29 protein-coding genes are annotated in these 25,830 nt (G+C 65.0%); 8 read left to right on the top strand and 21 right to left on the bottom strand.

Annotation, left to right across the window (positions count from 1 at the left end):
- The first annotated feature begins 149 nt into the window (after positions 1-149).
- The 4 genes from G6N28_RS11680 (at position 150) to G6N28_RS11665 (ending at position 4,787) form a co-directional block, all read left to right on the top strand.
- On the top strand, positions 150-794 hold the full coding sequence (locus tag G6N28_RS11680; protein WP_235674547.1) for a TetR/AcrR family transcriptional regulator: 645 nt from the start codon (positions 150-152) through the stop codon (positions 792-794).
- A gap of 141 nt (positions 795-935) precedes the next feature.
- Positions 936-2,546, top strand: a complete 1,611-nt coding sequence (locus tag G6N28_RS11675) for a phytoene desaturase family protein (RefSeq protein WP_163900410.1) — start codon at positions 936-938, stop codon at positions 2,544-2,546.
- Between the two features lie 31 nt (positions 2,547-2,577).
- Positions 2,578-3,633 carry a spirocyclase AveC family protein gene (locus tag G6N28_RS11670; protein WP_163900408.1) on the top strand — a complete coding sequence of 352 codons (1,056 nt, stop codon included), beginning with the start codon at positions 2,578-2,580 and terminating at the stop codon, positions 3,631-3,633.
- Positions 3,634-3,683: 50 nt separating this feature from the next.
- Entirely contained in the window at positions 3,684-4,787 is a 1,104-nt protein-coding gene (locus G6N28_RS11665; RefSeq protein ID WP_163900406.1) for a phosphotransferase family protein, read from the top strand.
- Between the two features lie 50 nt (positions 4,788-4,837).
- Here the strand turns inward: G6N28_RS11665 and G6N28_RS11660 are convergent, their stop codons facing one another.
- The 14 genes from G6N28_RS11660 to G6N28_RS11595 form a co-directional block, all read right to left on the bottom strand.
- Positions 4,838-5,347 carry a hypothetical protein gene (locus tag G6N28_RS11660; protein ID WP_235674757.1) on the bottom strand — a complete coding sequence of 170 codons (510 nt, stop codon included), beginning with the start codon at positions 5,345-5,347 and terminating at the stop codon, positions 4,838-4,840.
- A 76-nt stretch (positions 5,348-5,423) separates the two neighbouring features.
- Positions 5,424-5,798 carry a hypothetical protein gene (locus G6N28_RS11655; protein ID WP_235674546.1) on the bottom strand — a complete coding sequence of 125 codons (375 nt, stop codon included), beginning with the start codon at positions 5,796-5,798 and terminating at the stop codon, positions 5,424-5,426.
- Positions 5,799-5,830: 32 nt separating this feature from the next.
- On the bottom strand, positions 5,831-6,298 hold the full coding sequence (locus G6N28_RS11650; RefSeq protein ID WP_235674545.1) for a hypothetical protein: 468 nt from the start codon (positions 6,296-6,298) through the stop codon (positions 5,831-5,833).
- Positions 6,285-6,842: a hypothetical protein gene (locus G6N28_RS11645; protein WP_407665010.1), complete on the bottom strand. Its 558-nt coding sequence runs from the start codon at positions 6,840-6,842 to the stop codon at positions 6,285-6,287. The genes G6N28_RS11650 and G6N28_RS11645 overlap by 14 nt, the downstream gene beginning before the upstream one ends.
- A gap of 44 nt (positions 6,843-6,886) precedes the next feature.
- Positions 6,887-7,519, bottom strand: coding sequence for a hypothetical protein (locus G6N28_RS11640; RefSeq protein ID WP_163900401.1), 633 nt, complete (start codon positions 7,517-7,519; stop codon positions 6,887-6,889).
- Positions 7,520-7,556: 37 nt separating this feature from the next.
- Positions 7,557-8,513 (bottom strand): MlaD family protein, encoded by a 957-nt coding sequence (locus tag G6N28_RS11635; protein ID WP_163900398.1) that lies wholly within the window; start codon positions 8,511-8,513, stop codon positions 7,557-7,559.
- Complete coding sequence (locus G6N28_RS11630) at positions 8,510-9,508, bottom strand: MlaD family protein (protein ID WP_179962060.1); 999 nt, start codon at positions 9,506-9,508, stop codon at positions 8,510-8,512. Before G6N28_RS11630 ends, G6N28_RS11635 begins: the two co-directional genes overlap by 4 nt.
- On the bottom strand, positions 9,505-10,620 hold the full coding sequence (locus G6N28_RS11625; protein WP_163900396.1) for an MlaD family protein: 1,116 nt from the start codon (positions 10,618-10,620) through the stop codon (positions 9,505-9,507). The genes G6N28_RS11630 and G6N28_RS11625 overlap by 4 nt, the downstream gene beginning before the upstream one ends.
- Positions 10,620-11,561 (bottom strand): MlaD family protein, encoded by a 942-nt coding sequence (locus G6N28_RS11620; protein ID WP_179962191.1) that lies wholly within the window; start codon positions 11,559-11,561, stop codon positions 10,620-10,622. Before G6N28_RS11620 ends, G6N28_RS11625 begins: the two co-directional genes overlap by 1 nt.
- Before the next feature lie 17 nt (positions 11,562-11,578).
- Positions 11,579-12,586, bottom strand: a complete 1,008-nt coding sequence (locus G6N28_RS11615; protein ID WP_163900393.1) for an MlaD family protein — start codon at positions 12,584-12,586, stop codon at positions 11,579-11,581.
- Positions 12,583-13,659, bottom strand: coding sequence for an MlaD family protein (locus G6N28_RS11610; RefSeq protein WP_163906139.1), 1,077 nt, complete (start codon positions 13,657-13,659; stop codon positions 12,583-12,585). Before G6N28_RS11610 ends, G6N28_RS11615 begins: the two co-directional genes overlap by 4 nt.
- A gap of 24 nt (positions 13,660-13,683) precedes the next feature.
- A complete protein-coding gene (locus G6N28_RS11605) occupies positions 13,684-14,556 on the bottom strand; it encodes an MlaE family ABC transporter permease (protein WP_163900391.1) in 873 nt (290 codons plus the stop codon).
- The gene (locus tag G6N28_RS11600; RefSeq protein ID WP_235674543.1) at positions 14,556-15,524 is read right to left on the bottom strand and encodes an MlaE family ABC transporter permease; all 969 of its coding nucleotides are present in this window, start codon (positions 15,522-15,524) and stop codon (positions 14,556-14,558) included. Before G6N28_RS11600 ends, G6N28_RS11605 begins: the two co-directional genes overlap by 1 nt.
- A 371-nt stretch (positions 15,525-15,895) precedes the next feature.
- Complete coding sequence (locus G6N28_RS11595) at positions 15,896-16,894, bottom strand: spirocyclase AveC family protein (protein ID WP_163900389.1); 999 nt, start codon at positions 16,892-16,894, stop codon at positions 15,896-15,898.
- A gap of 107 nt (positions 16,895-17,001) precedes the next feature.
- Between G6N28_RS11595 and G6N28_RS11590 the strand changes: the two genes are divergently transcribed.
- The 3 genes from G6N28_RS11590 (at position 17,002) to G6N28_RS11580 (ending at position 20,081) form a co-directional block, all read left to right on the top strand.
- On the top strand, positions 17,002-17,595 hold the full coding sequence (locus G6N28_RS11590; RefSeq protein ID WP_163900388.1) for a TetR/AcrR family transcriptional regulator: 594 nt from the start codon (positions 17,002-17,004) through the stop codon (positions 17,593-17,595).
- A gap of 65 nt (positions 17,596-17,660) precedes the next feature.
- Complete coding sequence (locus G6N28_RS11585) at positions 17,661-19,394, top strand: phytoene desaturase family protein (RefSeq protein WP_163900386.1); 1,734 nt, start codon at positions 17,661-17,663, stop codon at positions 19,392-19,394.
- A gap of 45 nt (positions 19,395-19,439) precedes the next feature.
- Entirely contained in the window at positions 19,440-20,081 is a 642-nt protein-coding gene (locus G6N28_RS11580) for a TetR/AcrR family transcriptional regulator (protein WP_163900383.1), read from the top strand.
- 34 nt (positions 20,082-20,115) lie between these two features.
- Here G6N28_RS11580 and G6N28_RS11575 read toward each other — a convergent pair whose 3' ends face one another.
- Positions 20,116-20,751 (bottom strand): TetR/AcrR family transcriptional regulator, encoded by a 636-nt coding sequence (locus G6N28_RS11575; protein WP_163900381.1) that lies wholly within the window; start codon positions 20,749-20,751, stop codon positions 20,116-20,118.
- A gap of 203 nt (positions 20,752-20,954) precedes the next feature.
- Between G6N28_RS11575 and G6N28_RS11570 the strand changes: the two genes are divergently transcribed.
- The gene (locus tag G6N28_RS11570) at positions 20,955-21,995 is read left to right on the top strand and encodes a hypothetical protein (protein ID WP_163900378.1); all 1,041 of its coding nucleotides are present in this window, start codon (positions 20,955-20,957) and stop codon (positions 21,993-21,995) included.
- Between the two features lie 63 nt (positions 21,996-22,058).
- Here G6N28_RS11570 and G6N28_RS11565 read toward each other — a convergent pair whose 3' ends face one another.
- From G6N28_RS11565 to G6N28_RS11540, 6 genes are all read right to left on the bottom strand, one after another.
- Positions 22,059-22,676 (bottom strand): heme-binding beta-barrel domain-containing protein, encoded by a 618-nt coding sequence (locus tag G6N28_RS11565; protein ID WP_128109405.1) that lies wholly within the window; start codon positions 22,674-22,676, stop codon positions 22,059-22,061.
- Between the two features lie 14 nt (positions 22,677-22,690).
- The gene (locus G6N28_RS11560) at positions 22,691-23,122 is read right to left on the bottom strand and encodes a Fur family transcriptional regulator (RefSeq protein WP_163900376.1); all 432 of its coding nucleotides are present in this window, start codon (positions 23,120-23,122) and stop codon (positions 22,691-22,693) included.
- Positions 23,123-23,225: 103 nt separating this feature from the next.
- Complete coding sequence (locus G6N28_RS11555) at positions 23,226-23,687, bottom strand: MarR family winged helix-turn-helix transcriptional regulator (protein WP_179962190.1); 462 nt, start codon at positions 23,685-23,687, stop codon at positions 23,226-23,228.
- Between the two features lie 42 nt (positions 23,688-23,729).
- Positions 23,730-24,218 carry an SRPBCC family protein gene (locus tag G6N28_RS11550; RefSeq protein WP_128109403.1) on the bottom strand — a complete coding sequence of 163 codons (489 nt, stop codon included), beginning with the start codon at positions 24,216-24,218 and terminating at the stop codon, positions 23,730-23,732.
- Between the two features lie 2 nt (positions 24,219-24,220).
- Positions 24,221-24,547: an ArsR/SmtB family transcription factor gene (locus tag G6N28_RS11545; protein WP_046754490.1), complete on the bottom strand. Its 327-nt coding sequence runs from the start codon at positions 24,545-24,547 to the stop codon at positions 24,221-24,223.
- 33 nt (positions 24,548-24,580) lie between these two features.
- Positions 24,581-25,798, bottom strand: a complete 1,218-nt coding sequence (locus G6N28_RS11540) for an acetyl-CoA acetyltransferase (protein WP_163900374.1) — start codon at positions 25,796-25,798, stop codon at positions 24,581-24,583.
- Between the last annotated feature and the right edge of the window lie 32 nt (positions 25,799-25,830).

The raw sequence follows: 25,830 nt of genomic DNA, 5'->3' as shown, positions 1-25,830 counted from the left end.
CGCCTGCTCACGGATGCATTACCCGGCGCGCGAACTGAAGGTGACGCGCACACACTATCGCTGTTCGATTCAACTATCAATGATGAATGTTAATTCAGTACGCGGGCGCCGGCCCCGACGGTGTGATGGCTCCGTGCGACGATGGTCGGGTGACTGCGGAACCAATCGGTGTCGGCCGACGCGAGCGTCGCAAGGCCCGCGCTCGAGAGAAGTTGCTTACCGCGGGGCGACAGCTGATCGCCGAGAGCGGGGTCAGTGGGTTGCGCATCGGCGACGTCACCGACCGTGCCGATCTGGGATTCGGCACGTTCTACACGTACTTCGAGTCCAAGGAAGCGCTTGTGGAGGCCGTGGTCGCCGACACGTTGGCCGGACTCGCCAGCTCTATCGGTGCCACCGCTGTGGCGGCCCCGGATGCAGCCCGGGCGGCGGCGGAGGCGTACCGCCGGTTCCTCCGGTTCGCCACCGCAGAGCCCGAATTGGCGCGCGTGGTCGTCGAACTCGATCGCGCCGATGCCGCGTTCGAAGAGGCCGTCCGACCATGGGCACGCGAGACCCTTGAACACGGCTGCGCCAGCGGCCAATTCAAGATCGAGGATGTCGAGCTTGCGCTGGTGTCGATCAGCGCTGCGGCGCTGGCCGCCATCCGCGCCATCCTGTCCGGGCTCATCACACCGGGCCCGACGACGGAATCTCGGGGTGCGGAGATGATGCTGCGCGGGTTCGGCGTCGACGCCACGGCCGCACGTGAGATCGCCTGGGACGAACTGCCGGACATCGACGCCCCCCGGTAACACCTTCAAGATCGTTTGCGCCGCGACATCCCCCGGGGCTGACCCCTGCCCGCGGACGACCGGCGCTTAACTGAGCTTGAGCCTAAACTCGATTTACCAATCGTTATTGATTTTCGAATCGTGTTGGTGTCAGATTGCGTTATGCCCCCCACCACACCTCCCGCGCCCGCGGTGCCCCGTGAGGTCGACTTCGTCATCATCGGCGCAGGTCACAACGGGCTGACCGCCGGCTGTTACCTGGCCCGGGCCGGTCACCAGGTGATCGTTGTCGAAGCCTCGCCGTCGATCGGCGGCATGACGACCACCAACGCCCTCCTCGAGAAGGCGCCCAACCACCTGTTCAATGAGGGCGCCATCCAAGCGACGGGAATCTTCGGGCTGTCCGGTATCGCCGAGGAACTGCAGCTGCACAAGTACGACCTGCGGATGATCTCGGTCGACCCGGCCCACGTCCAACTCGCGCCCGACGGCAGCTCGTTGGCCATCTGGAAAGACGCCGGCAAGACCGCCGACGAACTGCGGCGCTTCTCCGCCAAGGACGCCCGGGCCTGGCTGGACCTGGCCAACGCGCTGGCTCCGGCGATGAAAATCGTAGTGGCCTACATGAAGACCCACCCGCTGCGCCCGTTCACCAAGGAGATGTCCGCCGCCATCGCCGGCGCGGCGCGCCATCCCAAGCGGTTGTGGTCGCTGCGGCACTTAGCCACCGCGTCACACACCGAGTTCCTGGAAGAAACCTTCGAGTCGGAGCTGCCCAAAGGCGCGCTGGCCGCGATGGCGGCGTTCTCGCAGATGCGGTTGGACATGACGGCGTGGGCGATGATCTACCTGGGCGTCGTGCAGCAGGTGCCCAACATGATGCCAGTGGGTGGAACCGGCTCTCTCCCAGCCGCTTTGCACCGCTGCCTGACCGCCCACGGCGGCGCGGTACACACCAGCTGCCGGGTGCAGGAGATCGTGGTCGCAGGCAACCGGGTCACCGGTGTGCGTTTGGACAACGATCAACTCATCCGTCCGCGTAAGGGGGTGCTGAGCACCTGCAACCCGGTCATCACCCTCAACGAACTCCTGCCCGACGGGGCATTGGAGCGCAAACTTGCCGTGCGTGCCAAGGACATCCCGCTTCGCAAGACGCACGCCACATCGCTGAAGATCAACGTCGCCCTCGACGGTCACGTGTCGATGAAACGTCACGAGAAATGGCGCGGCAACGATCTCGATCTGCGTCGCCATCTCGCCGCGTGGCACACCCTCGAGGAGCAGGACGCCGCCTGGAACGCGGTGGTCCGCGGCGACTGGCCGGACCCGGTTCCGGTGAGCTGCTCCATGATTCCGTCCGCGGTCGACCCCTCCCAAGCGCCCGAGGACGGCAGCACGTTCTATCTGTGGTCCGGGGTGATTCCGGTGACGCCGAGGGAGCCGTGGGAGGACGTCCGAGACAAGATCGGTGATTCGGTGTTGCGCGACTGCGCCCAGTACTACGAGGGGCTCGACACCCTGGAGATCGATCGCGCGGTGCTCGGTGGTCCCGATATCGAAGAGCGGTTCAACGCGCCCGCCGGCAACGTCTATCACGTCGATCCGCTGATCACCCGGTTCGGCCCTCTCAAGCCTGCGCCGGGGCTCGGCGCCTACCGCATGCCGATCGCCGGTCTCTACCTCAGCGGCGCAGGCACCCATCCGGTCGGTGGCGTGTGTGGGCTGCCGGGCAAGCTCGCCGCGCAGACGGCCCTGCGGGACCAGGGGAAGTAGAGAGATGCGACCGGCTTCGGGTGCGACGGACGTGATCGGTGCCGATCACGACGGTCGCGAACACGGCCTTGTCACGGCTGTGGCGAAGTCCTTTATCGGGATCTCGCGGCCACAGTTCTTGCCTGGAGCCGGCGCCTCGACCGCTGACCCCGGCCGCGGTGGCGCGGTCACCGTATGGGCCTGCCTCGGCGTGCTGTGGCTGGTCTTCATCGGCCAGGTGTTCGTCCGGTGGATGACCAGTACGGATGGATCGTTCGGTCCCGCAACGATTCCGGGCCCCGACGAGTACGACTTGTGGCGGCTGATCGCGATGCGGGTGGTCGAAGGACTCAGCATCGCCATCATGGTCTCGATGGCCTGGTACTGCCTGGTCCGGCCATGGCTACGGCATCGTCGGATTGGCCTCGACGGCATGCTTTTCATCGCCGCAACGCTGGCGGCGCCCATCGACCCGCTGATCAACTATTTTCATTGGACCTTCGCCTGGAACGCCCATGCCGTCAATTGGGGGTCGTGGGGCCATCTGTTCCCGCTGTCGAGTACACCCCACTATGCCGAGGGGTTCGTGTGGTTCGTCCCCCAATACGTCTACCTCGGCTTGGGTTTCGCGATCATCGAATGTGGGGTGATCCTTACCCTGCGCCAACGCTTTCCGACAATCTCGAATGTCAAAGCCTTCGGTATCGCTGGAGCGCTGACATTCCTGGTGGATATCTGTATTGAGTACCTGTTCATCCTGGCCGAGATATACGCTTACCCGCGAACGATTCAGGCTTTCACCCTTTTCGCAGGCAGCCAGTACCAGTTCCCGATCTACGAAAGCGTGTTCGTCACCGCCTACGCCATGGGCTTCACCTTGCTGCGCATGTCGGCTTACGACGACCCGCACGGTCTTTGCTTCGTAGAGCGGGGCCTCCACCGCGTCCGTCCACGTGCTCGGTTCCTGATTCGACAGCTTGCCCTCATCGGCTTCTGCGCCTTCTGGGCCGCGGTCACCTACTTTCTGCCATGGAGTTGGCTGTCGGTGTCGGTCGACTCCGACGTCACCAGCCTACTTCCGTCCTACCTTCTGCCGTCGCGGTGGTGACGGCCTCGAAACCGAACACGCAACCGAGCCCTACTAGTCCGAGGAGCGTTATGGCGCTGCAGAATCAGACCGACCCGCAGTGGGCGGCAGGTCAACTCACCGAGGCCATCACTCGACATGTGTCCCCCACCTCTGCGGTCGAGGTCACCGGTGTGACCATCCCCCGGTCTAACGGGATGTCCGGCGAAACGGTGCTTTTCGACGCGACGTGGGATGGTGACCAACATGCCCTGGTGGCCCGCGTCCAGCCATCGGGACCGGCCGTATTCCCGCGCTATGACCTGCAGTTGGAGTTCGACGTGATGCGCGCGGTCGGCGAGCACAGCTCCGTACCGGTGCCGCGGATGCTGTTCAGCGAACCGGATGCTGCGCTGCTCGGCGCTCCTTTCATCGTGATGGAGCGCGTCAGCGGCCGGGTACCGTCCGACGATCCGCCGCATACCACGGAAGGCTGGGTCCTCCGGTTGACACCCGAACGGCAGGCGACACTGTACGAGAACGCGCTGTCGCAGGTCGCGGCCATCCACGCCGTCGATATCGACGCGGCGGGACTGGCCAAGTTGCGCGACCACCCCGAGGCTGGCTTCGACGGACAGCTTCGGTTCTGGGAAAACACCTTTGCATGGGCGGCCAACGGCGAGTCCAATCCGACTGTCGAGCAGGCGCTGGCCTGGATCCGCGAACACCGGCCCACGAGTTCCGGGTCCGAAGTGCTCAACTGGGGCGACGCGCGGATCGGCAACATCATCTTCGACGACCAGCTTCGGGCTGCCGCGGTGCTGGACTGGGAGATGCTCTCGGTGAGCCCGCGTGAACTCGACCTGGGCTGGTGGCAGTTTCTGCAGCGGTACTACACGGAGGGGATCGGCGCACCGCCGCTGCCGGGATTCCCCACAGCGCAACAGACTCTCGCTCGCTACAGCGAGCTTGCGGGCGTCGCCGTCGACCACGGCCTGGTGGCGTTCTACGAAGTGTTCGCCGCGACCCGGTTGTCCATCCTGATGCACAGGGCCGGCAACATGATGGTGGAGGCCGGCCTTCTTCCACCGGGTGCGCCGATGCGGATTTCCAACCCCGCGAGCCAGACCCTGGCGCGGTTGCTCGATCTGCCCGCGCCCGAAGGGGAAACGCAGAGCTTCGTGGGCAACCGGTGAAAGAGCGTCGGTTGCGTTGTGTGATGGCGCAATTCGCCGGGTACTTTCGGTCAGCTGTAGCAGGGTCCGCCACCGGGTGGACTGCACGACGAGGGTCCCAGCACCTGCCAGCTGAGGTCCATCCACGGCGGTGACAGCCAGGTTCTGGTGGGCTCGATGAGAAAGCGCAGCGGGCCGCGCTCGCAGTAGGTGTAGCTGTCGGGCGTCACGGCGCAGGTGGTCCCCTGATGGGTGACGGAACTGCGCGGCGGCAACGGCCGCTGGGCTTGTGTCGGCGGAAACCGCACGGCCATCGACCAGTCGTAGTGCACCGCGCGGTCCCCGTCGATCCAGCCGATGTGGGTGGTCCCGGCCGGGGCGCCGGGAATCGGTCCTGCACAGCCGAAGCTGCCCAGGCCCCAGATGCCGCACGACTGCCCCGTCGGCGCCCTGAACCATATCCCGCCGGGGAGCACGAACGCGTTGGCCTCGAGCCGGTCGTAGTATCGGATGTCCGGCCACGGATCTGCCTGGGGCACAGGTTCTTCCGGCCCGGCCAGCGCAGGGCCCACCGGTACCAGAGCCGCCGCGAGCGCACCGGCGATGGCCAATACCAGCTTCACAGCTGAACACCTCCGCAATCTGTCGAGTTCGTGATCATGTGACCCGCCGCGTGGCGCCGTAGCAGGCGGCGTTGCCGAGATCGAGTGTGCTCTGGCAGATCACCTCGCCCCGGTAGATGATCCGGACCGTCACCCAATTGGCGGGATAGGCGTTCGGCCGCCAGTCGGCGCGCACCTGGCTACCGCCCGGCGGCGGTGACAGCGGTTCCCGCATCCGCACGTCCGCGCGCCACGGCAGCGATGCCCATGACGCGAATCGCCGCCCGGTGTTGTCCTGCCACTGGATGTTCGCCGCGCCGATCCGATCGGACACGACCTCGTAGGTGATCAACTCGTCAGTGGCCGTGTCGTCGGCCCAGCAAGTAGCGGATGCGCCGATGCTACTGGCGCACAGTGCTAGTGCGCTCATGAGCCACGACACGGCCCGCAACCCTGGTCGGCTCATGGGCCGACCATCACGACAACGGCGAGACTGTAACCCGATTGCGGCTCGTGGAGCATGCTGACCCCGTAGTCGGTATATCCGCAGTCGGACAGCGCCTGATGTCCCTGGAGCAGCAGACCCTTGATGGCGTCGATCTCGGTCTTGGCCGCACCCTGAAGCGACATCACCTTGGTGCCCTCGATTCCCACGTCCTTGGCGATCGCAGTCGGATGCGGGTCGTCCGCGGGCACGTATTCCGCGGTGAAATTCACATAGTCGCGCGTCGATCGGTTGACAATCTCTGCGGCCAGCTCGGCCTTCGGGCTGTACTGCAGGGTGTCGCATGCCGTACCGGCCCGCGCCGACTTGATCGCTTGGGCCAGCGCCGGGTGTGGCTCGGCCACCGCAGCCGGCACTCCCAGCCAACCCGCGACGGCCAACATGACGGCGATGGCGACCGGCCACCGAGCGTTAGTCGCAGACATTCGACCTACTGATCTTGTTACCCATGCGTTGCGCGTGCAGAAACGACGGCCCCGTGAACCATGTCGGTTGGCGGGCCTTCAATCCGTTGCTCACGTTCGACAACTGCTGCCACAGGGCGTAGAAGGCATCGCCCTGGTAGATGGGGAAGTACATGTCTCCCGCCGAGTCGTAGGCCTGGGTCAGCGCCTGGGCCCGAGGCCCGAGGAATGCCAGCGACTGGTCGAGGTTGGCCGTGACGACGTCGAAGCGCTGCCGCACCTCGGGGGCATCGAAACTGCCGTTGTGCCGGATGATGGCGTTGTTCAGGGCCTCGATCTGGTCTTTGAGTTCGAAGAACTGCGCATTGAACCACTGGCACATCTCCCGTTCGGCCGTGACGTCCCGCTCGGTGACGAAGTGCCGAAACTGGTCGTACGGGAATGGGTACTTGGGCTCCCACTCGCTGGGAGCGGGTACCACCACTGGAAGGGGCTGAGGCATGCCGTCGTGGTCCGGAAGCGGCTGGGCCCCGACCGTGACGGCAGGGACGAACGCTCCCGTCAGGACGAAAGCCACCGTCGCGCGCCGGAAACGCCCACCCACCGCAGCTACTTTCCGAGGGCGGCGTCGACACCGCCCACATCGGTGATCTGCCAATCGTTGTTGCTGTCCAACGTCACGCTGTAAGTGGCAGTGGACTGCAGACCGTCTGGTGCCTGCATGGTCTTGGTCAGCACGCTGACGAACGCGTCGACCACGTAGATACCCCCGGATTCCGAACGCACCTTCGCGGCGAGCGGACGGGCGCTCGACTTCCACTGCAGCGGTGTGAGGATCTCCTGGATCGACCCCGCGGCGGTGGTCAGTTTGTCGTTCAACTCCGGCGAGGTCCCGTTGACCAGCTCGATCTTCCACTGCTCGAGGTCCTGGTAGTCCATCTGTGCGGCGTTGACCGCGTAGTCCAGCGCCGCATCTTCGGCCTGCGTGCGCTTCTCGTCCGCGCGGGCCTCGGCGCTCACCTTGTTCGATTCGCCGATGTACAACCACGTCAGCACGCCGACCACCGCCACAAGGACCGCGATCACCGCCCCGACGGCGAGGCTTTTCAGCGAAATCGCGATTTGCGGCGTTTGCTTCGCCTTGTCCGGGGCGTCACCCGGGGCATGCCCGGATTCGGGCTCCACTCTTTCGGCTGGCGCCGGGGCGGTGTGCTCGGGCTTCTCAGTTTCGTTGCTCGACATTGGCTCTCCTGCGGGCTGGTGGGTCTGTCGGTTTGCTTCAGCGGTCGGGGATGGTGACGCGGAGCGTGATCGCCCCCTCTTCCGGTATGCCGGACAGCGCGTTGGCCAACAGCCGGCCGGTGTCGATATTCATCAGGGCGCCCCCGATTCCGGTGAACTGTGGGGTCAACGCCTGCGCCAGGACCTTCACGTCGGGTCCGCGCGAATCCAGAAACGCCTGGATCCGTGCAAGAAAGTTGCCGAACAGATCCATGTTCTCCGGGTTGTTCCACGCGATGGTGTTCATCATCCCGAAGAATGTGCCCGCGATACCGTCACCTGCCGCCCGGACATCGGGACCGATGTCGGCCAGCGCCGGGCCCACCCAGTCCGCGTTCTGAAGCAGGGTCTGGAAATTGGCGAGCACCTCCTGCCCCCTGCCGTTCATGCTCACCGTCATGTTTCTGAGCAGCTGGCTGGCTCGAACCAGATTCGGCAGCACCCGATCCGGATCGGGAAGTGCCACATCGGCCTCCTCCACAGTGCGTTTGAGGCTGCCCGGGTCGAGTTGGTTGAGGACACGGACCACGCTGGTGGACAGCTCGGAGATCGACGGTGGAACCACGACCGACTCCGTGGAGATGTGCTGTCCGTCCTTGAGCACTGGACCATCGTCGGTCCGGGGCACCAATCCGATGTAGGCCTCTCCGAGCGCAGACAGATTGTCCAGCCGGACTTGGCTGTCGACGGGTACGCGGTGTCGCCCGTCGACGTAGAAGTGGACGGTGGCGGCGTCGACGGAGGTCTCGACGGCGGTGACCTTGCCTACCGGGACGCCGCGCAACAGCACGCGCGAGCCGACGACCAGTCCCTTGACGTCCGGCACGTCCATGGAGATGTCGAGCCGGTTGTCCGGGGCCGCCGCATGAACTCTGAAGCTGGCGATGTAGCCGACCGTGACCACGATGATCACCGCGAACGCGGCGAACGAGAGTGCGTTTTTCACCGTCCTCATGGCATTGCCCCCAGGATCCGCAGGACGTCTTCGACGTTTCCGATCAGTTCGCGACCATCCGGCGTCTTTATCGAGGTGATGTCGATCGCCGGGTTCTTGTCCTGGGGAAGCCAGTACTCGAGGAACAGCTTCCGCCATGCGGGCACTTCGGATTCGACGTTCCATTTCGTCTGCTGAACCGCGCCCATCGCGTCGGCGAGCGAGTTCAACAACGGAACCAGCCAGTAGCCCCCGCTGTAGATGCTGCCGATCGAGGGCAGCACGGTCCCGATGTAGCCCGCCGTCTGGGTGGCCCGGTCGAAACCGACCATGCCCGATGGAGACAGCCAATAGTCGTACACCGACTGGTTCCGGTGCATGACCTCTGTGGTGCCCGCCACGCCGTCGAGCCAGAGATCGACCGTCTCGATGTTGTTCGAGAGGTCGGACAAGTCCACCGCTACGCGTTCGACCATCGCGCGCAGTTCCTCGGTGCGGGCGGGAGTCACCTTGTTGACCTCGAGGATGGAATTCTGAATCCGCTGAATCGAGCCGCTACCGACGAAATTGGCCAGGTTGGCGATCGTGTCCTCGAGCTGGGGTGGTGAAGTGGTCTGCGTCAACGGAATTCGCTCCCCGGCGTGCAGGGCCGCAACGGTAGCGTCTCCGGACGATGTGCGCTCGAGAGCCACATAGGTGTCGCCAAGCACCGTCGACTGCTGAAGTGTCGCACGAATATCCGCGGGCACGACGACGTTCTCGTCGATGCGTGAGACGACGTCGACCCGGTTGCCTGCAAGCTGCACACGGTCGACGGTCCCCACCACCGTCCCGTCGAGCACCACCTTGGCCCGGTCCGGCAGGTTCAACACGTTGTCGAACTCGATCACGACCTCATAGCCGTTCGACCCCTTGGCCCCCGGCTGTGGCAACGAGTTCACGCTGATGGACGCGCACGACGACAGCAGCACGGCCAGCGCCGCAGCGACGACCGTTGTCCACATCCGCTGCGTCATCGTTGGTTCGCCTGCATCAGGACGTACTGCAGCAGTGCGACATCGACGGCATACGGTATGCCGTTGACATCGGCACAACTCCCCGGCATCGAGCTGTTCAAGAAGCCGCAGAGCGCCAACCCGTTGTGCGCTCGGACCCGGAACATCGGTGGCCGATAGGCGATGTTGAAGATGTTCAGGTGGCGGTCGTTGTAATGGTTGGCGACGGAATTGATCCACCAGGGCACCGGATCCAGAAGCGCCGCGAAGGCATTGGCGTGCGGGCTGGCCTTGCGAACGGTCGCACTCAGCGTGTCCAGTGTCAGCTGCGTTTCGTCGCCGAGGCGAGTCTCGATCACGGCAACCGCCTCGATCAACGGTCCCAGGTTGCCGATGTCGGTCAGCCCCGCCAGTCGCGCCGTTCCGTCCAACGCCGTGGCGATGTCGCCAGTGGTGGTTCGCGCGTCCAGCAGGATCTGCTTCAACGGTCCCCTCATGTCCTTCAACGCCGTCGTCAACTCGGCGAGGTTCTGGATGATCGAGCCGATGTCGCTGATCGACTGGTCCGGGCTGTCCAGAAGGGCCGACGTCCTCGTGACCAACTCGCCCGCGTCGGCGCCGTTGTCGTGCGCGAGCTGATCGAGACCGCGCACGGTGTCGGCGATGTTCGTCGACCCGTCGGGATTGATCGCGTCGATGAACGTGTCGGCCGAACCGATGACCTCCGAAAGCGTTTTCGGCGACATCGAGCGGTCCAGCGGCACACAGTGGCCGTGCTCGAGCCGCGTGCCGCCGGTGTAATTGCCGACCAGTTCCAGGGAACGGTCGGCGAGAATCGACGGGGATCGGATCACTGCCTTGACGTCGCCGGGCAGCGGCCGTTCCTCGGTGACCGAGAAGTCGACGCGAACACTTTCCGGCCCGGCCGACACGGCGGTGACTTCTCCGATCTGGTAGCCCATCTGGGTGACGGGGTTGCCGACATACAGCCCGATACTGTCCGGCATCATCGCGCAGTATGCGACGTGCGCGGGACCGCCGACGGCACATGATGTTCCGGCGGCGGCGAGCGTCACGGCCGCGATCAGTGTCGACGCGGCGCGTGCCCCGTGGCGTTTCCGTGCGCTGTCCATCAGCAGGGACTTCCTGGCATCGGGATGCACAGATCCGTAGCAAGCAGTTCCGGTCTGGCGTTCTGCGCGTCGAGGACCCGCTCGATCTTGTCCCTGATGCGCCGCAGCCGCGGAATGATTCGGCTGTTGTGGTCCGCCCATCGTCTGAACCTGTCCTGCCACTCGCGGACCTTCTCGATGAATTCCTCGCGGTGGTTCACCCAGAAGCGCCCGAACGGTTCCAGAAAGGCGTCTCCGATGTCGCCCATACCGCTGAGCGCCCCGCCGAAGCCCTTGCCGTAGACCACCAGGGTCTGCTCGAGGATGGCGATCTTGGACACGAGTTCTTGCAGCCTCCCTTTGAACTGGCTGAGCTCGCGGATGTACTCGTCGGATATGGCGAGGATCTCGGCGATCTGGCCGCGCTGCTTGTCGATCGTGGTCGTCAGGGCGTTGCCGGCGTCGATGATCGCGGAGAGGGTGTCGACGTTGGTTCCGGTCAGGCCCGCTTGAATCTGGTTCAGTGACTCGTTGATGGGCTTCGGGTCGACGCGGTCGGTGACCTTCGTGGCGTCGGTCAGTGCCTGCATGAGGTTGTAGGGCGCGGCGGCGCGCTCAGCGGGTATTGGCCTGTCCCCCAACGGTTGGTCGCCGAGTGAGATGAGGTTGACGTAGTAGCCGCCGACGATCGTGAGCATGCGCACCTGAACTTGCGACTGGTCCCCCACGAACGCATTTCGATCGACCGAGGCGCGGACCTTGATCTGTTCGGGCTCGATCGCGAGGTCCTTGACTTTGCCGACAGTGATGCCGGCGATGCGTACGTCGTCGCCGGGGCGGATGGCGGCAGCGTCGGTGGTGTAGAAGGTTATCGTCTGTTGTCCGGGTGGGCTGATGTACACAACCGCCGCGGCGACCGCCACCGCCGCCACCGTCATCAGTGCGGTGATGCCCCAGAACATCTGGCTGGAGAGGATTTTCAGGGATTGCACAAGATCACCCGCTGTCCGTTGAGCAGGATGTCGAGCGATTCCGGCAACTGCGCCTGACCCCGTGAGCATGGCAGCGGCGTATCCGGCGCGGCCGCGGGTTGCACGTTGTCCCACATCACCGGGATGCGTTTGAAGGCGTCGCTGTAGTCATCGAAGACGGTGATCGCGCGGTCAATGCCCTCGTCGATGTCGGCCTGCCCCGGTTGGAATCCCATGTTGTGCAGTAGCCGGACCGCAGCGGAGGTGAACGGCGGTCCGTACAGTTCGGATTTGCGGAACTCGTCCAGTACGGTCAACGCCGCGTCTATCGGGCGGTTGAGCCACTCCAACACCTGAACGAAATCCGCGGAGTGCCCGCCGAACGTTTCAGCCAGGGTCGACAGGTTGCGCATCAGCGTGGCCACCACCTCCTGCCGGTTGGAGACGAACTGGGTCAACTTCCGGACGCTGTCGAGCATCGGCCCCAGGCCGCTGCCGTCACCGGACAGGAAGGACGCGACATTCTCGGTGAAGATGTCGATATCCTCCGGGCTCAGGGTGGCGAGCGCGGGCTGCAGCCCGTTGAACAGGGTGGTGATGTCGAACGACGGTTGGGTCTGGGTCAGCGGCACGTGGCTCACGGCCCCCGCGGGCGAATCCCCCTCGGCCGGATCGATCACGTCGATGTAGCGCAGGCCGGTCAAGGCCTGATACTTCACGGCCAGTCGGGTCGATTCCACCACGGCGTAATTGCTGTCGAGGCTGATCTTGACCAGGGCGATGCTTTGACCGGCCTTGCGTTCGAGGTCGATTCCCTGCACCTTGCCCACGCGCACTCCACGCACGCGCACGTCAGAGTCGACATGCAGCCCCGATACGTCGGTGAATTCCGCGGTATAGGAGTGGGTCTCGCTGGCGACGGGTTGCCGCAGCACGTTCACTATCACGATGAAGATGAGTCCGGCCACGGCGGCGCTCAGCAGAAAGCGCCACAGCGCGCCCCATGGTTTCATCACGGTCCTCCCATCGCGTTGACGGGGGCCTGTACCGCTGGAAGGCCGTCGAGCAGGATGTGCACCTGCAGTGCGCGCTGTTCCGGCGAGCCGGCGTAGAGCTTTTCGAACCGCGTTCGCAACTCCACCATCGCGTCGCCGATTCCGGCCGGCGCTACCAGGCCCGGGACGGTGTCGCTGATCGTCTTGACCAAACCCACGGCGGGCAACAGATCGTTGGGATGTGAGGACAAGACCTTGCCCACCGCACCGAAGAACGAACTGGCCAGCAGGTCGAGCGTCGTGCGTGATCGTGTCTGCCAGAACTCCTCCGACTGTGGCTGTCCGGGAACCGGGACCTCCCCGTTGCCCGGAAGGGCCGGAGCGCCGGACACATTGAACGTCACGAACCCGCTGCGCTGGTTGAAGCCGTAACCGGCCGCGGTCGCGGCGTCGACAAAGCCGGGGAACACCACGCTGATCCCGGTCGCGTTGCGCAACAGTCGCTCGGTGCTCACCGTTTGCACCTTGGTGACCGCCTCCGCGGTGGTCACCATCGTCTCCAGGAGCGGGTTGAGTGCGTCGGTGTAGCGGGTGGCCTTGTGGATGACGTTGATCAACTGTGGTGTCACCACACCGTCGGTGACCTCCCCAAGACGGGCCAGTAGGGTCTGCAACGTGAAGTTGCCCTTCGGGGCAGTGGTGATCCGACTGGCGTCCCGAAGCGGTGTACCCCCTTGTCCGGCAGACAGATTGATACCTGTCACCCCAAAGTAGTTGGCCGGCCGAAAGTCCACGACCAGCGAGTCCGTCAGCCCTGCGGTCGGTGCCGACTGCAGTGCGGTGTCCAGGCGAACGGCGCCGCCGGGCAGGTTCGACACCCCGGTCACGCGTCCTACTTCGACGCCGTGCAGCAGCAGGGCGGTTCCCGGCGAGACCCCTTGGCCCACATACGGCAGCACCAACTCCACATCGATCTGCCCGGCCGGGCGGCCGGCGAAGGGGTTGAGCACGGCGAACAGGACCCCCACCGTCACGCACAGCGTCAGTGCCGTGCCGATGATGGCCAGCCGCCGCTTCTCGGCCTCCGCGGACATTCGAAACAGCACCGTGGCTACCCTCTACCCCTTGAACACGAATTCCGGGCGCAGGCCCCACAGCAGGATGGTCGTCGCGAGATCCAAGACCATGATGGTGACCAGGCTGGTCCGGATCGCGCGACCGGATGCCTCGCCGACGCCCACGGGTCCGCCTGCGGCGAAAAAGCCGTAGTAGCAATGGATGACGGTCACCGCCGTGCAGTACACGACGGCCTTCAACAGTGAGTAGCCCAAGTCGGTGACCGTGAGGAACTGCACGAAGTAGTGGTCATACGTGCCACCCGGTTGACCGTAGAAGACCTTGATCATGGTGCTCGAGGTGACGAAACTGATCGCGAGGGTGAGCAGGAATCCGGGGATGACACACAACAGGCCGCCGACGACCCGGGTGCCGACGACGAACGGGATGGCTCGCAGCCCCATCGCTTCGGTGGCATCGATCTCGTCGGCGATCCGCATCGAACCGATCTCTGCGGTCATTCGGCATCCGGCCTGCGATGCGAACGCCACCCCCGCCACCAGGGGCGCCATTTCGCGCACGTTGCCCCAACCGCCGATCACACCGGCGAGGGCACCGAGTCCGATCAGGTTGAGCGTGGCGTAGGCCTCGATCGCCACGATGGCGCCGACCGTGACCCCCAAAATCGCCAGCACACTGACCACGCCCCCGTCGACGATGATCGATCCGCGACCCCACGCGAGATTGTTCATCACCGCCATCGTTTCGCGGCGGTACTTGCGAACCGTGATCGGCAGTAACCAGAACGTCTGGACCACGAACGTCAGCCACTGCCCCGCGTTCTCCATGGCCCGCACCAGCGCGTTCACGGGTGCACGCAGCAGGCGCAGCGGCTTCGACGGCGCCGCGGCCGCGTGACTGGTGGACGTGGCCATCACGCGACCGCCATCGGAAAGAACATCGTCTGCAACTGCGTGATGGCGAGGTTCACGATCACGATCAAGAGGACGTTCAGCACCACCGACGCGTTGACCGCGTCGGCCACGCCACGCGGCCCGCCCTTGGCCTCCATCCCGCGCTGCGACGAGATCACGGCGACGATGGCCGCGAACGCGAACCCCTTGGCCAGGGTGAACCAGACGTCGACCATCTTCGCGAATGCCCCGAACGACAGCCAGAAGCTACCCGGCGTCACGTCGTTGACGACTGTTGCGATGAGGAACGCGGCTCCGACCCCCATCGCGATGACGATCACGACCAGGATCGGCGTGATGAGCATCAACGCCAGGAACCGCGGTACCACAAGTCGCCGCACCGGATCGACGCCGAGACTGCGCAGTGCATCGAGTTCCTCGCGGATCGCGCGCGCCCCGAAGTCGGACGCGATGGCCGCCGCCGCTGCGCCTCCCATCAACAGACCCGCCGTCACCGGTGCGCCCTGACGAAGGACCGCGACGCCGGTGGCAGAGCCGACCAAGGAGTTGGCACCGACCTCGTTGACGAGGCCGGACAGTTGTACCGCCACCATGGCCCCGAACGGGATGGCCATCAGAACCGCCGGTAGCGCAGTGACTTTCAACAGCGTCCAGGCCTGGATGATGAGCTCACCGAACGGCAACCTGAGCGTGAGCGTGTCGGTGACGGCGTACCGCAGCACCTTGGCCGCCAGGAGTACACCGCGTCCCGTCGTGGCGACGCTCGTCGTCGGGATCGAGCCCGCTTTCGCCGCGGCCTTGCCGAGCCCGGCCCGCACCGCGCGGGTCGAGGCGTGCAGCCGGCCGCCGGCCGCGCCACCCTCGCCAGGTTTCGCGTCGGCGCCTGGACGCTCGAGGACGGCGACGGACCTCGAATGCGCCCCGGCGCGGTCCATGCCGTCAACCGGAGGTTGGTCGCGATCGGTCAACGATCGCCCCCTGAATCCGGCACCAACACCATCGACGGTCTCCTACTTACTTCTAATTAGAATTAAAATTACCACCGAAAATTTTTTCCGGAGCCCAAAAGCTCCCGTCAACCCGAAGGCACTGGCAGCTACCCCGCCGGCCATGCGGGTCCCCTGTCGTTCCATGAGCCCTTGTGACGCTCAGCGCACCCCCGGTAAGCGACGTCCCGCCTGAGTTGGGGGTTGATGGTATGACCTCGGTCATAGTGCGTCAACCCATTCGCCGGGGGCCGGCCGAATCGGGGCGATCGGTGCGCGGTGGGAAGTCGACGCTCGAACTGTGTTGCAGTGCTTGATGTCTGCTGGGGATACCGCATCGTCGGTGCTCCGGGTCAGCCCGGCAACAGATAAGTGGGTAGGTCGGCATACGACGTACCGATGATCCCCAACCAGTTGAACGGGAGGTGGTACACGAACACCAGCGTCACCATGCAGAAGCCGAGCACCGCGAAGTTGCGGACGTGCGGCTGCAGCGACGGTCGCCACCGCTCGACACCGACTTCGATGGGTGAGAACCCGACGGGTCGGTCGTCGGCCTCGATTCGAGCCCAGGTGAACACGCAGCCCACGAAGGCCACCAGAACGGACTCGTAGATCGGGAACTGGTGCACTTCGCCAGCCCAGAGCGTCAGCGGCTCATACGTTTTCGCAAAAGCATAGGCATGGGTGGTCCTGATGACGATGTTCTCGACGATGAAGTCGAAGAGGAACTCGAAGATGAAGATGAACACGAACAGGCGGAACTTGGTGATGTTCGGCCACCGTCGACGTACCCGCTTGGCCTCATGACAGGCCACGATCGCCACGCCCGCGCAGAAGTAGATGTACATCGGCGGGCCCCAGACGAGGGACTCCGCATACCGGGTGGGGGCATCGGGATTGTGAAAGGGCAGGAACCGCACCCACACCCCGCGGTTGACGTTGGCGCTGTTCCACGCGAACAGATACTGCTGCACGTTGAGGAAGGCGTCGGCGACAAAGCAGATGATGCCGCCGATCACGAACTTTCCGTCGAGGCTCAGCCGTCCCGTCTCCCGCAGGGGTTTGACGACGCAGTACCAGACGAACGCGGCCATCACCGCGAGGCTGATCGCCTCGAACACCCGCAGGGCGATCAGCCGCCAGTCCTCCATGACATCGGGGCCGATACGGGGCGCAGGGGTGAAGTCCTCCGAGGTCACCCAGCGTGCGATGACGTAGACGCACAAGACGAACCACACGGCGCCGATCAGCGCCAGGAAAGTGGCCGGCCCCTGCCTGCCCAGCGGCGGCGGTTCGGACCGAGGATGCGGTTCGTGGAGGCTTCCCCCTGGTCGCACGGTCAGAGACATCTGTGCCCCTTTGATTACAAAATAGCTCTGATGTATATGCTAGGGGGATAATGTCTACATCGCTGTTGTTTGTCAATAGACGACCGACGTCGGGGTAATCTGCCGAGGTGACGCGATCGACCCGCGCGGAAGTGCGCCGCCGCATTCTGGATGCGGCACGCAACCTTCTGCGCACCAAGGGAATTCGCAGCGTGACGATGACGGAGGTCGGGCGCGTCGCCGGCTGTAGCCGGCAGATGGTCTACAAGGTGTTCTTCGACCGCCGGGAGCTGCTCCTGGCTGCCGTCAACGACCGCATCCTCGAGATCGCAGATGACGCCGCAGCTGACGCCACCGTACCGGGCGGAAAGTTTCACGAGTCCTTCATCGAACTGTCGGTGACCATCATCGAAGCGCTGCGGAACGACGCCGAGCTGACCGCATTGTGGGGAGAGGGCAGCCCGATCACCGCCCACGAAGCGCTGTGGACACCCGAACTGACCGACCGCGCGCTGCAGTTCTGGCGCCCGTGGCTGGACTACGGCCGCAGTCACGGCCTGCTGCGTGACGACTTGTCCAACCAGGATCTCGCCGACTGGCTTCACACGGTTTACGCCTCCATCATCCTGCGGCACAACATCCCTCAGCAGCAGGAGCGAGATCTCATCGAGCGTTTCGTGATGACCTCCCTGACGATGGCCACCGCCCCTGTCGGCTCTTGACACGACGCGACAGGGCACCGAGGATGAGCTTTAATCTAGAATAAAAATTCTATCGAAGGGTTGCCATGCCGGAAGAGGCCCGTTCGAACATTGCCGCCAAGACACCACGCGAGGCGGACGTCATCGTTGTCGGCTCCGGCCACAACGGACTGGTTGCCGCCGCGTATCTGGCGAAGGCCGGGCTCGACGTGCTCGTCGTCGAGGCGGCCGCCACCCCCGGCGGCATGACGTCGACGAGCTCCTTCGCGCCGGAGGCCCCGGAATACACCATCAACGAGGCGTCGATTCAGGCGTCGCTGTTTCGCACCACGACCATCAACGAAGACCTCGAGCTGTCGAGCCGTTACGGGTTGCGGCAGACCGTGATTGACCCGGCTCACTTCCAACTGGCAGCCGACGGCAGCTCACTGGGTCTCTGGCGAGATCCCCGCAAAACCGCAGCCGAACTGGAGTACTTCTCCAAGAAGGACGCGCGCGCGCTCCTCGAGCTCTACGAGGTGATCGATGCCGCGGTCGCGATGGGTCTGCCGATGATGCAGACCAACGTCATGCAGCCCGACATCAAGGCGATACTCACGGCCGCCAAGGGGGTGGTCAAGAATCGCAGGCACCTCATCGCACTTGGGCGTTGGATGTCGAGTTCACAGGTCGAGGCGGTCGAGGAGAGCTTCGAGCACGACATGATCCGCGCGCCGCTGTTGACCTCGCTGCCGTTCATGCCGTTCGATGCGGATCTGTCGGGGTGGTCGCTGATCTATCTCGGCGTGCTCTCCAAGTACGGCGTCGCCATGTTCCACGGCGGCACCGGGTCGTTGCCCAATGCGTTGATCGCGGTGCTCAAGGACAACGGGGGCGACATCATCACCAGTTCCCCCGTGGAGCAACTCCTCATCGAGAACGCGCGATGCACGGGCGTTCGGGTCCGCGGTGGCGAGGAGATCCGGGCTCGCCGCGGGGTCCTGACCGCGTGCAGCCCGAAAACCACCTTGACCCGCCTGCTGCCCCGCGGCGTTCTCGAGCACAAGAAACAGGTTGCCGCCGACCATATCCCGACCCGGAAGCGCGGCATTGCCGACGCCAAGATCAACGTGGCCCTGTCCGGACGCATCGACATGTCCAAGCACGAGAAGTGGCGCGGCGACGGGATCGACCTGCGCATCGCCTGCAACTGCTACCACACCTACGAGCAGGCCAAGGCCGCCGCGCGCGCTTGCGTCAGGGGGAAGGTACCCGACGCCATTCCCGGCCTCGCACAGGTGACGAACGCGTTCGACCCGTCGATGTCACCGCAGGGCAAGGATCTTTGGTGGTTCTGGACCGGCCTGACCCCCTCGTTTCCCGAGGACGGGTGGGACGTCGCGCGCAAGCAGATCACCGACAGCATCATCAAGGACGCCGACGAGTACTACAAAGGCGTGGAGGATCTGCAGGTGGCAGTGCGGCCGCTGGTCCTGCCCGACATCGAGGAGCGGTTCTGGGCCATCGACGGTTCGGTCTACCACGTCGATCCCACGATCAGCCGCTTCGGGCCGAACAAACCCGTTGCCGGTTTCGCCGGCTACCGCACCCCCGTCGAGGGACTGTTCCTCACCGGGTCGGGCACACACCCCGTCGCGGGCATCAGCGGCATGCCCGGCCAGAACGCCGCCAGGACGATGCTCAAGCAATTCCGGCTGGAGGACAAGGGCGGACGCCTGGGCGCCCTCAAGGATCGACTCCGGCGCGAGCGCAGGCGGGCGGCACTGGTCGACGACCCCTATTCGTCCGGGCCGAACGATCCTTTCCCGGGCCAAGAGTGACGCAGCGTCGCTTCGGCCCTTACGCCCACGACGTGTGATCGGGTGATGGCCAAGAAGTTCAGCGCATTCTCCGCGAACGGCGAGAGCGGTGATTCGAAGTCACACCGCACCCGTGTTCGGATCCTGGACGCCGCCGCACATGTGCTCAGCGTCAAGGGTTTTGCAGGTACCCGGTTGACGGATGTCGCCGAGTACGCGCAACTACAGGCACCGGCGATCTATTACTACTTTCCGTCGCGGGAAGACCTCATCGAGGAGGTCATGTACAGCGGTATCAGCGATATGCGACGACGCCTGGAGCAGAAGCTCGACGAGCTGCCGCCTGATGCCACGGCCATGGACAGGATCATGGCCGCGGTGGATTCGCATCTGCGGCACGAACTGGAGCTGTCCGATTACACCACCGCGTCGATCCGCAACTCCGGTCAGATTCCCGAACACCTGGGCGCCCGGCAGAAGAGGGAGGAAGCGGTCTATGGCCGTATCTGGCAGCGCCTGTTCGCCGATGCGATCGCCGACGGCGAGCTCCGAGCCGACGTGGATCCTCGGATAACCCGGCTGCTCGTGATCGGCGCCCTCAACTGGGCCGCCGAGTGGTGGGATCCGAGTCGAGGCACGGTAGACAGCGTCGTGAGAACGGCTCAGATACTGGTACGGACCGGCCTCGGTGCCGATCGGTCCGAATAGGCGGTTGCCACAACGGTTTTCGATAGCCGGTTGCTCACCTGTAGAGAGTACCGTGCCACATGGCCACCAGCGGCCCGACGGCGCCCTCTTCGTCGACCAGCGACGGCTCCACACCAAGACCCGCCGCGTACAGGACCCGCTCGGTGCCCCAGAAGAGCACCGCGGCCAACGCCCGACTCGACTCCGAGGAGGCGATCTTGCCCGCCGCGCGCTCGCGCTCGATCTCCTCGGCGCCGGCACTGATGAAACGTTCCGCGATCTGTAGCCAGAGCGCATTCAGCTCCGGGTTCGAGTGCCAATGATGAGCCGCGGCCTGCAGGACGCTGCGATGGCGGTGCCACGCCGAGGTGACTGCCCGGATGCTGCGTTCGAGGGCCTCCTCGGGCGAGTCCTCCTCCGCGCGGCTGAGAAAGGGTTGAACCGTCTCGAAGATGTCGCTCATCGCGCGCTCGAGCAATGCGCTCAGGACCGAGAACTTGGAGGCGAAATAGAAATAGAAGGTCGTTCTTGAGACCTTCGACTCGGCCAGGATGTCGGCCACGCTGATCTCGTCGAAGGTCTTCTGGCCGAGCAGCCCCAGCGTGGCGGTAAGGATCTGATCTACCGGCCGCACGCCCTCTGTTTCCACCGACCTGAACCGCTTGGCGTAGCGGCGAGAGGTCTCGGTCATGTCCCCGACCATACTTCCCGGGCGGTCCACACCCGCCGGGCCGGTACCGCGTTTAATCTGAATTCGAATTGGGTGTACACAGTGTACGGACACTGTGTTAATGTGAGCCAGTCCACACGTGGTCGTGATTGACAGATCGCGCCACCGACGCGCGTTTGCGCAGGTGATGCCCGGCCACTGTTTCTCTGAGGAGGTCAGACGCGATGGATCGGATACTCGCCACCAGTTGGTGGCCGTTGGTCAGCGACGAGCAGGGGTGGCCGCCCCAGATGCAGCCGGCGCCCGGCCACTTCGAGGCCAGCCTCACCGCCGAGATCGTGTTCTTCTTCATAGCCGGCGCCGCGGTGGTCATCTTCGCCACCCCGTGGGCGATCCGGGCCGCGGTGCGCGCCAAGAACTACATTCCGCTGATCGTGCTCGGCAGCGGCCTGATCTGCAGCCTGCTGGAACCGATGCTGGACCTGCTCGGCCATCTGCACTGGGCCAGCAACCTCACGCCCGCGTTCACCAACTTCGGTATCACGGTGCCTGCACTGATCCCGCTGTGTTACGTGGCCTTCCTCGGGTTGGAGGCCTACTTCTGTTACTTCGTCATCCGCAACGGCGCTCACCGCAATGTGTTCTTCATGCTGCTCGGCCTGGGTATCGCCACCGACGCGTTGATGGAGACCATCGGCATCAACCTCGGCGTGTACCTCTATTACGGCGTGCAGCCCTACGAGTTCCTCGGCTTCCCGTATTGGTGGGGCTTCATCAACGGCGGTTCGTTCGTCACGGTCGGCGCGGTCTTGGCGTTCGCGGTGCCGCGTCTGCACGGCTGGAGCAAGCTGCTCCTGCTGCTGGCCGCACCGTTCGGCATGATGGTGGCCTACTTCGGGGTCGGATCCATCCACATCCTGGCCCTCAACTCGACCATGCCCGTGTGGATGCGCTGGGTGGCGACCACGATCATGATGGCGATGATGGTCGGTTGGATGGTCGTCCTGCACCGCCTCGTCGGGCGACCCGACCATCTGCCCGCGCCGCGCTGGACGCTGTGGCGGGTCTTCCTCTACGGCAAGTTCACGCCCAGCCGTACCACTCGAATGAATATGTGGCAGAAGATGTGTGAAGAGGGCGGCGTCAAGCCCGGTGATGGTATTCCGACCAATCCCGAGGATCCGTCGCAGGCGCTCATCGTCGGGCCGACCTTCATCGGCAACGCGGCCAACCAGGCCCGTACCCCACAACCGGTTACGGTCTAGGTCGCACGCAATCGGGCCGACGGCAACGTCTCTGGCGTTGTCGTCGGCCCGATTTGCGTCGCCTCAGGCCTCGCTACCCGGGTGGTACCGCTTGACGAGGTGCAGGGTGTTCTCGTCGGTGTGGTGCATCTCGCCGCCGATGGCGCTCAGCCGCAACTGCAGATCGGACTTGTAGCTGAAGGTGCCGTCGTCGTTGAACGTGAAACTGCTGGTGAAGCCCTTGATCTCAGCGCGGTCGAGCAGGTAGCGATTCTGTAGCACCCCGTAACAAGGGTCGCCGGGTGTCGCGTTGAAATGCAGGGTGCGGTCGCCGACCGCGGCGTCGCTGCCGGCCAGGATCGCGATGCCCCGGCCGAACACCACGTTGCGAATCACCTGTCCGTTGGCCTTGTCCCAGAGCAGGAAACCGATTTCGTCGTGGAAGGGGTCCATGGCCTCCTCGCCGTGCCGCCAGGCCGTCATCGAGTAGTTGAGCCCCCAGAGCACCTGTTGGCCGTTCTCCTGGATCGGGATCGGTTTGAAGACGGCCGTCTCGAAATAGGTTGTCTCGCCGGTGACGTCGTCGTTGTTGTGATAGCTCAGGTCGACGCCACCGTTGCCCTCCCACTCGCCTACCAGCGGGGTCAGCGGCCCGAGTTTCTGCGGGCCCCGGACGGCGGTGCGGTCGAGAATTTGTGTCATCTGCGATGCTCCGTTCAATTGGTGGTTTCGGTTGACACAGCTCGGCATGCCGGGCAGAGGCCCCAATACGTCACCTCGGCCTCGTCGATGCTGAAGTTTCGGTCGTCGCTGGCCTGCAGGCACGGCGCTTCGCCTGTCGCACAAGCAACGTCGACGATCACGCCGCAGCTGCGACAGACCAAATGGTGGTGGTTGTCGCCGGTCTCGATCTCGAAGAGGGTCCGGCTGCCCGCCGGTTCGACGCGACGTAACAGCCCGGCCCTGGTGAGCGCGTGCACGACGTCGTAGATCGCCTGGGTCGACACGGCGCCCAGGCGCGCCCGGGCGCCGGTGGCGATTGTCTCGACGTCGGCGTGGGGATGGTTCTCGAGTTCGGCAAGAACTGCGAGGCGCGGCCGGGTCACCCGGAGGCCGGCGGCGCGAAGCTTGTCCTTGGCGCTCTGCATCGCTTCCTCGTTTCTGGAGTGCGCCAAGATTACCGCTGATTATTGTCTTGCGCAAGACAAGTCTTGCATTCGGCAATTCGGTGGGTGTTCGGACGGCCCTGTGTCAGTACGGGATCCGCGGGTCCTCTGGTGCTTCCAGCACCTCGTGCAACCGCTCCAGCGCCGCAATGCACTGGGCTCGCTCGTCGGGTTCGAGCCGAGCCAGCGCATTACCGAGCTCGCGCCGCCGACGCGCCTCGACCCTGTTGACCAGCCGCCGGCCCTCGTCGGTCAAAGCCAGCACGACTGCGCTGCGGTTACCGGCATCCGGCCGACGAACCAGATGTCCCGACGCGTCGAGCCGATCCACCAACCGGGTGATCGACGACCCCCCGACACCCAGCACCTGCGCACATTGCGTGGCGCTGGCCGCACCCAACTCGTCAAGAACGCGCAACAGCCGAAACTGCGGAAGCGAGACTTCGAGGCCCTCGACGCTGCGCAGGGCCACCCCGACCAGATCGCTGGTGGCGCGTTGAATGATCGCTAGCTCCCGCGCTGTCGAGTCGGTCGACCTCTTGCGCACCACGCCCGCGAGTATCGCACGCGCGCCAGCGGTCGCCGGGTGTCAGTTCGCGAGCAGTGCGTCGATCTGGTTGATCGCCTCCCTCGAACCTTCCTCGACGCCCATCTCGAGGACCTTCTGCAGGCCTTCGGCCGACTCGTACTTGCTGACGTAGGTGACCCTGGTGGCGTCGTCGCCGACCGGCTCGAACGTGTAGGTGCTGTGCGCGACCGGCATGTCGCCCGCCGGTTTGAGCTCGTCGTCGGCGAAGCCGTCTTCGAAACTGAAGCTGCGCGGCTCGTCGACGGCGGTGACCTTCCAGTAGCCGCCGTACTTCGCGCCGTCGGGCCCGGTCATGTAGTACGTGACGGTGCCGCCCGGGGTGAGGGAGTGCTCCACCACGGTCGCCGGAAAGCCCGGCGGACCCCAGATCTTCTCGAGCTGGCGCGGGTCGGCGTAGATCTGCCAGACCCGCTCGACGGGCGCCGCGAACTCCGCGGTGATCGTCAGGGTGCGGTCGTCGATGTTCTTGCGGATATCGGTGACAGGCATGGTTATTCCTCGCTGAGTAGGTCGTCGATGCGGGCAATGCGGCCACGCCAGACGTCTTCGAGCTCGGTGAGCATGGAGGCGACTGATCGCACCGCATCCACATCGCCGCTCGCCAGTTGCTCTCGCCCCTCGCGACGCTTGGAGATCAGGCCTGCCTTCTCCAGCACGGCGACGTGTTTCTGCACCGCGGCGAAGCTCATGTCGTACTTCGCCGCGAGCGCGGTGACCGAGTGCTCTCCGGCCAACACCCGGCGCAGGATGTCCCGCCGAGTCCGGTCGGCCAGGGCGTGGAAGAACGCGTCCGCTCGGTCCTCGTCCTGCTCGGCCACAGGCCCAACATACAACCGATTGGTTGTACGTTGTCAACCCCCTGCCGACACGACGAAGCTGACCGTGGTGGCGGTGCTGCCGCCGATGTTGAGCGTGCCGAACCGGCGCGCACCCTCGACCTGATAGTCCCCCGCCGCGCCGCTGACCTGCCTGGCAGCGTCGACGAGCATGCGAATACCCGTGGCGCCCACCGGATGTCCACCCCCGATCAGCCCGCCGCTGGGGTTCACCGGCAGCCGGCCGTCGATCTCGATCTCGCCGTTCTCGACGGCCTTCCACGATTCCCCCGGCCCGGTCAGCCCGATGTGGTCGATGGCCAGGTACTCGCTGGGCGTGAAGCAGTCGTGGACCTCGAAGCCGTCGACGCCGTCCAGCGTGACCTCGGCCCGGCGGAACGCGTCGTGCACCGCGTCGCGCACGTGGGGCATCACGTACGGCGAGTCGGCGTCGCGATCCAGTTTCTGCTTTAGCCCCAGACCGACGGTGCGATGCCCCCAGCCGTCGATGCGCCCGATCGGCCGGGCGCCGGGGTGATCGCGCAGGTAGCGGTCGGAGACCAGCACCAGGCCGGCCCCTCCGTCGGTGAGCTGACTGCAGTCGTAGCGGCGCAGCTTACCGTCGACGCGCGGCTTGACCTCGTCGTCGTCTCCGTCGGCGGCGAGGTCGGGAATTTGCCAATTGCGGGTCTGCGCATGGGGATTGCGACGGGCGTTGGCGTAGTTGAGCGTGGCGATCGCGCGCAGATGCGCGTCGTCGATGCCGTAGCGGCGGTCGTACTCGTCGGCCACCCGGGAGAAGGTGTCCGCCCACATGTTCGTGGCGCCGGGGTCGTCGTGCCCGGTCCACCCGGCCGCGGCCAGATGGGCCGCCCCGACGTCGCCGGGCACGGTCTTCTCCAGTTCCAGACCCACCACCAACGCCACGTCGTAGGCCCCCGACCGCAGATCCGCCATGGCGGCCAGCGCCGCGATGCTGCCGGACGCGCACGCCGCCTCGTGGCGCGCCGCAGGCACTCCCCACAGCGCGCTGTCGACGGTGGCGGGCATCGCACCGAGATGTCCTTGGGCAGCGAATAATTCACCGAAGGCGTTGCCGACGTGGATGACCTGGACAGCGGACGCGTCCACCCTGGCGGAGGTCAGCGTGCCGTGCACCACCTCGTCGGTCAGGTCGGCGAATGCGCCGCCCTCCCGGGTGAGATTGCGGGCGAAATCGGTCCGGTAGCCGCCGAGGATCCACACGTACGTCATACGACGTATAGTTCAGTTGACAGAGTCACTCT

Origin of the sequence: Mycolicibacterium pulveris (assembly GCF_010725725.1) — a bacterium.
GTDB lineage: Bacteria > Actinomycetota > Actinomycetes > Mycobacteriales > Mycobacteriaceae > Mycobacterium > Mycobacterium pulveris.
Note: the sequence above shows the minus strand (reverse complement) of the source record. Positions and strands in the feature narration are given on the sequence as shown.

Excerpts from the sequence above, each read along its gene's own strand:
- G6N28_RS11580 (WP_163900383.1), top strand. The coding sequence starts at position 19,440 with ATGGCCAAGAAGTTCAGCGCATTCTCCGCGAACGGCGAGAGCGGTGAT.
- G6N28_RS11625 (WP_163900396.1), bottom strand. The coding sequence starts at position 10,620 with ATGGACAGCGCACGGAAACGCCACGGGGCACGCGCCGCGTCGACACTG.
- G6N28_RS11665 (WP_163900406.1), top strand. The coding sequence starts at position 3,684 with ATGGCGCTGCAGAATCAGACCGACCCGCAGTGGGCGGCAGGTCAACTC.
- G6N28_RS11630 (WP_179962060.1), bottom strand. The coding sequence starts at position 9,508 with ATGACGCAGCGGATGTGGACAACGGTCGTCGCTGCGGCGCTGGCCGTG.
- G6N28_RS11575 (WP_163900381.1), bottom strand. The coding sequence starts at position 20,751 with ATGACCGAGACCTCTCGCCGCTACGCCAAGCGGTTCAGGTCGGTGGAA.
- G6N28_RS11570 (WP_163900378.1), top strand. The coding sequence starts at position 20,955 with ATGGATCGGATACTCGCCACCAGTTGGTGGCCGTTGGTCAGCGACGAG.
- G6N28_RS11560 (WP_163900376.1), bottom strand. The coding sequence starts at position 23,122 with ATGCAGAGCGCCAAGGACAAGCTTCGCGCCGCCGGCCTCCGGGTGACC.
- G6N28_RS11635 (WP_163900398.1), bottom strand. The coding sequence starts at position 8,513 with ATGAGGACGGTGAAAAACGCACTCTCGTTCGCCGCGTTCGCGGTGATC.
- G6N28_RS11540 (WP_163900374.1), bottom strand. The coding sequence starts at position 25,798 with ATGACGTACGTGTGGATCCTCGGCGGCTACCGGACCGATTTCGCCCGC.
- G6N28_RS11640 (WP_163900401.1), bottom strand. The coding sequence starts at position 7,519 with ATGTCGAGCAACGAAACTGAGAAGCCCGAGCACACCGCCCCGGCGCCA.
- G6N28_RS11610 (WP_163906139.1), bottom strand. The coding sequence starts at position 13,659 with ATGTCCGCGGAGGCCGAGAAGCGGCGGCTGGCCATCATCGGCACGGCA.
- G6N28_RS11550 (WP_128109403.1), bottom strand. The coding sequence starts at position 24,218 with ATGCCTGTCACCGATATCCGCAAGAACATCGACGACCGCACCCTGACG.
- G6N28_RS11605 (WP_163900391.1), bottom strand. The coding sequence starts at position 14,556 with ATGGCCACGTCCACCAGTCACGCGGCCGCGGCGCCGTCGAAGCCGCTG.
- G6N28_RS11585 (WP_163900386.1), top strand. The coding sequence starts at position 17,661 with ATGCCGGAAGAGGCCCGTTCGAACATTGCCGCCAAGACACCACGCGAG.
- G6N28_RS11655 (WP_235674546.1), bottom strand. The coding sequence starts at position 5,798 with ATGAGCGCACTAGCACTGTGCGCCAGTAGCATCGGCGCATCCGCTACT.
- G6N28_RS11650 (WP_235674545.1), bottom strand. The coding sequence starts at position 6,298 with ATGTCTGCGACTAACGCTCGGTGGCCGGTCGCCATCGCCGTCATGTTG.
- G6N28_RS11620 (WP_179962191.1), bottom strand. The coding sequence starts at position 11,561 with ATGTTCTGGGGCATCACCGCACTGATGACGGTGGCGGCGGTGGCGGTC.
- G6N28_RS11595 (WP_163900389.1), bottom strand. The coding sequence starts at position 16,894 with ATGTCTCTGACCGTGCGACCAGGGGGAAGCCTCCACGAACCGCATCCT.
- G6N28_RS11675 (WP_163900410.1), top strand. The coding sequence starts at position 936 with ATGCCCCCCACCACACCTCCCGCGCCCGCGGTGCCCCGTGAGGTCGAC.
- G6N28_RS11565 (WP_128109405.1), bottom strand. The coding sequence starts at position 22,676 with ATGACACAAATTCTCGACCGCACCGCCGTCCGGGGCCCGCAGAAACTC.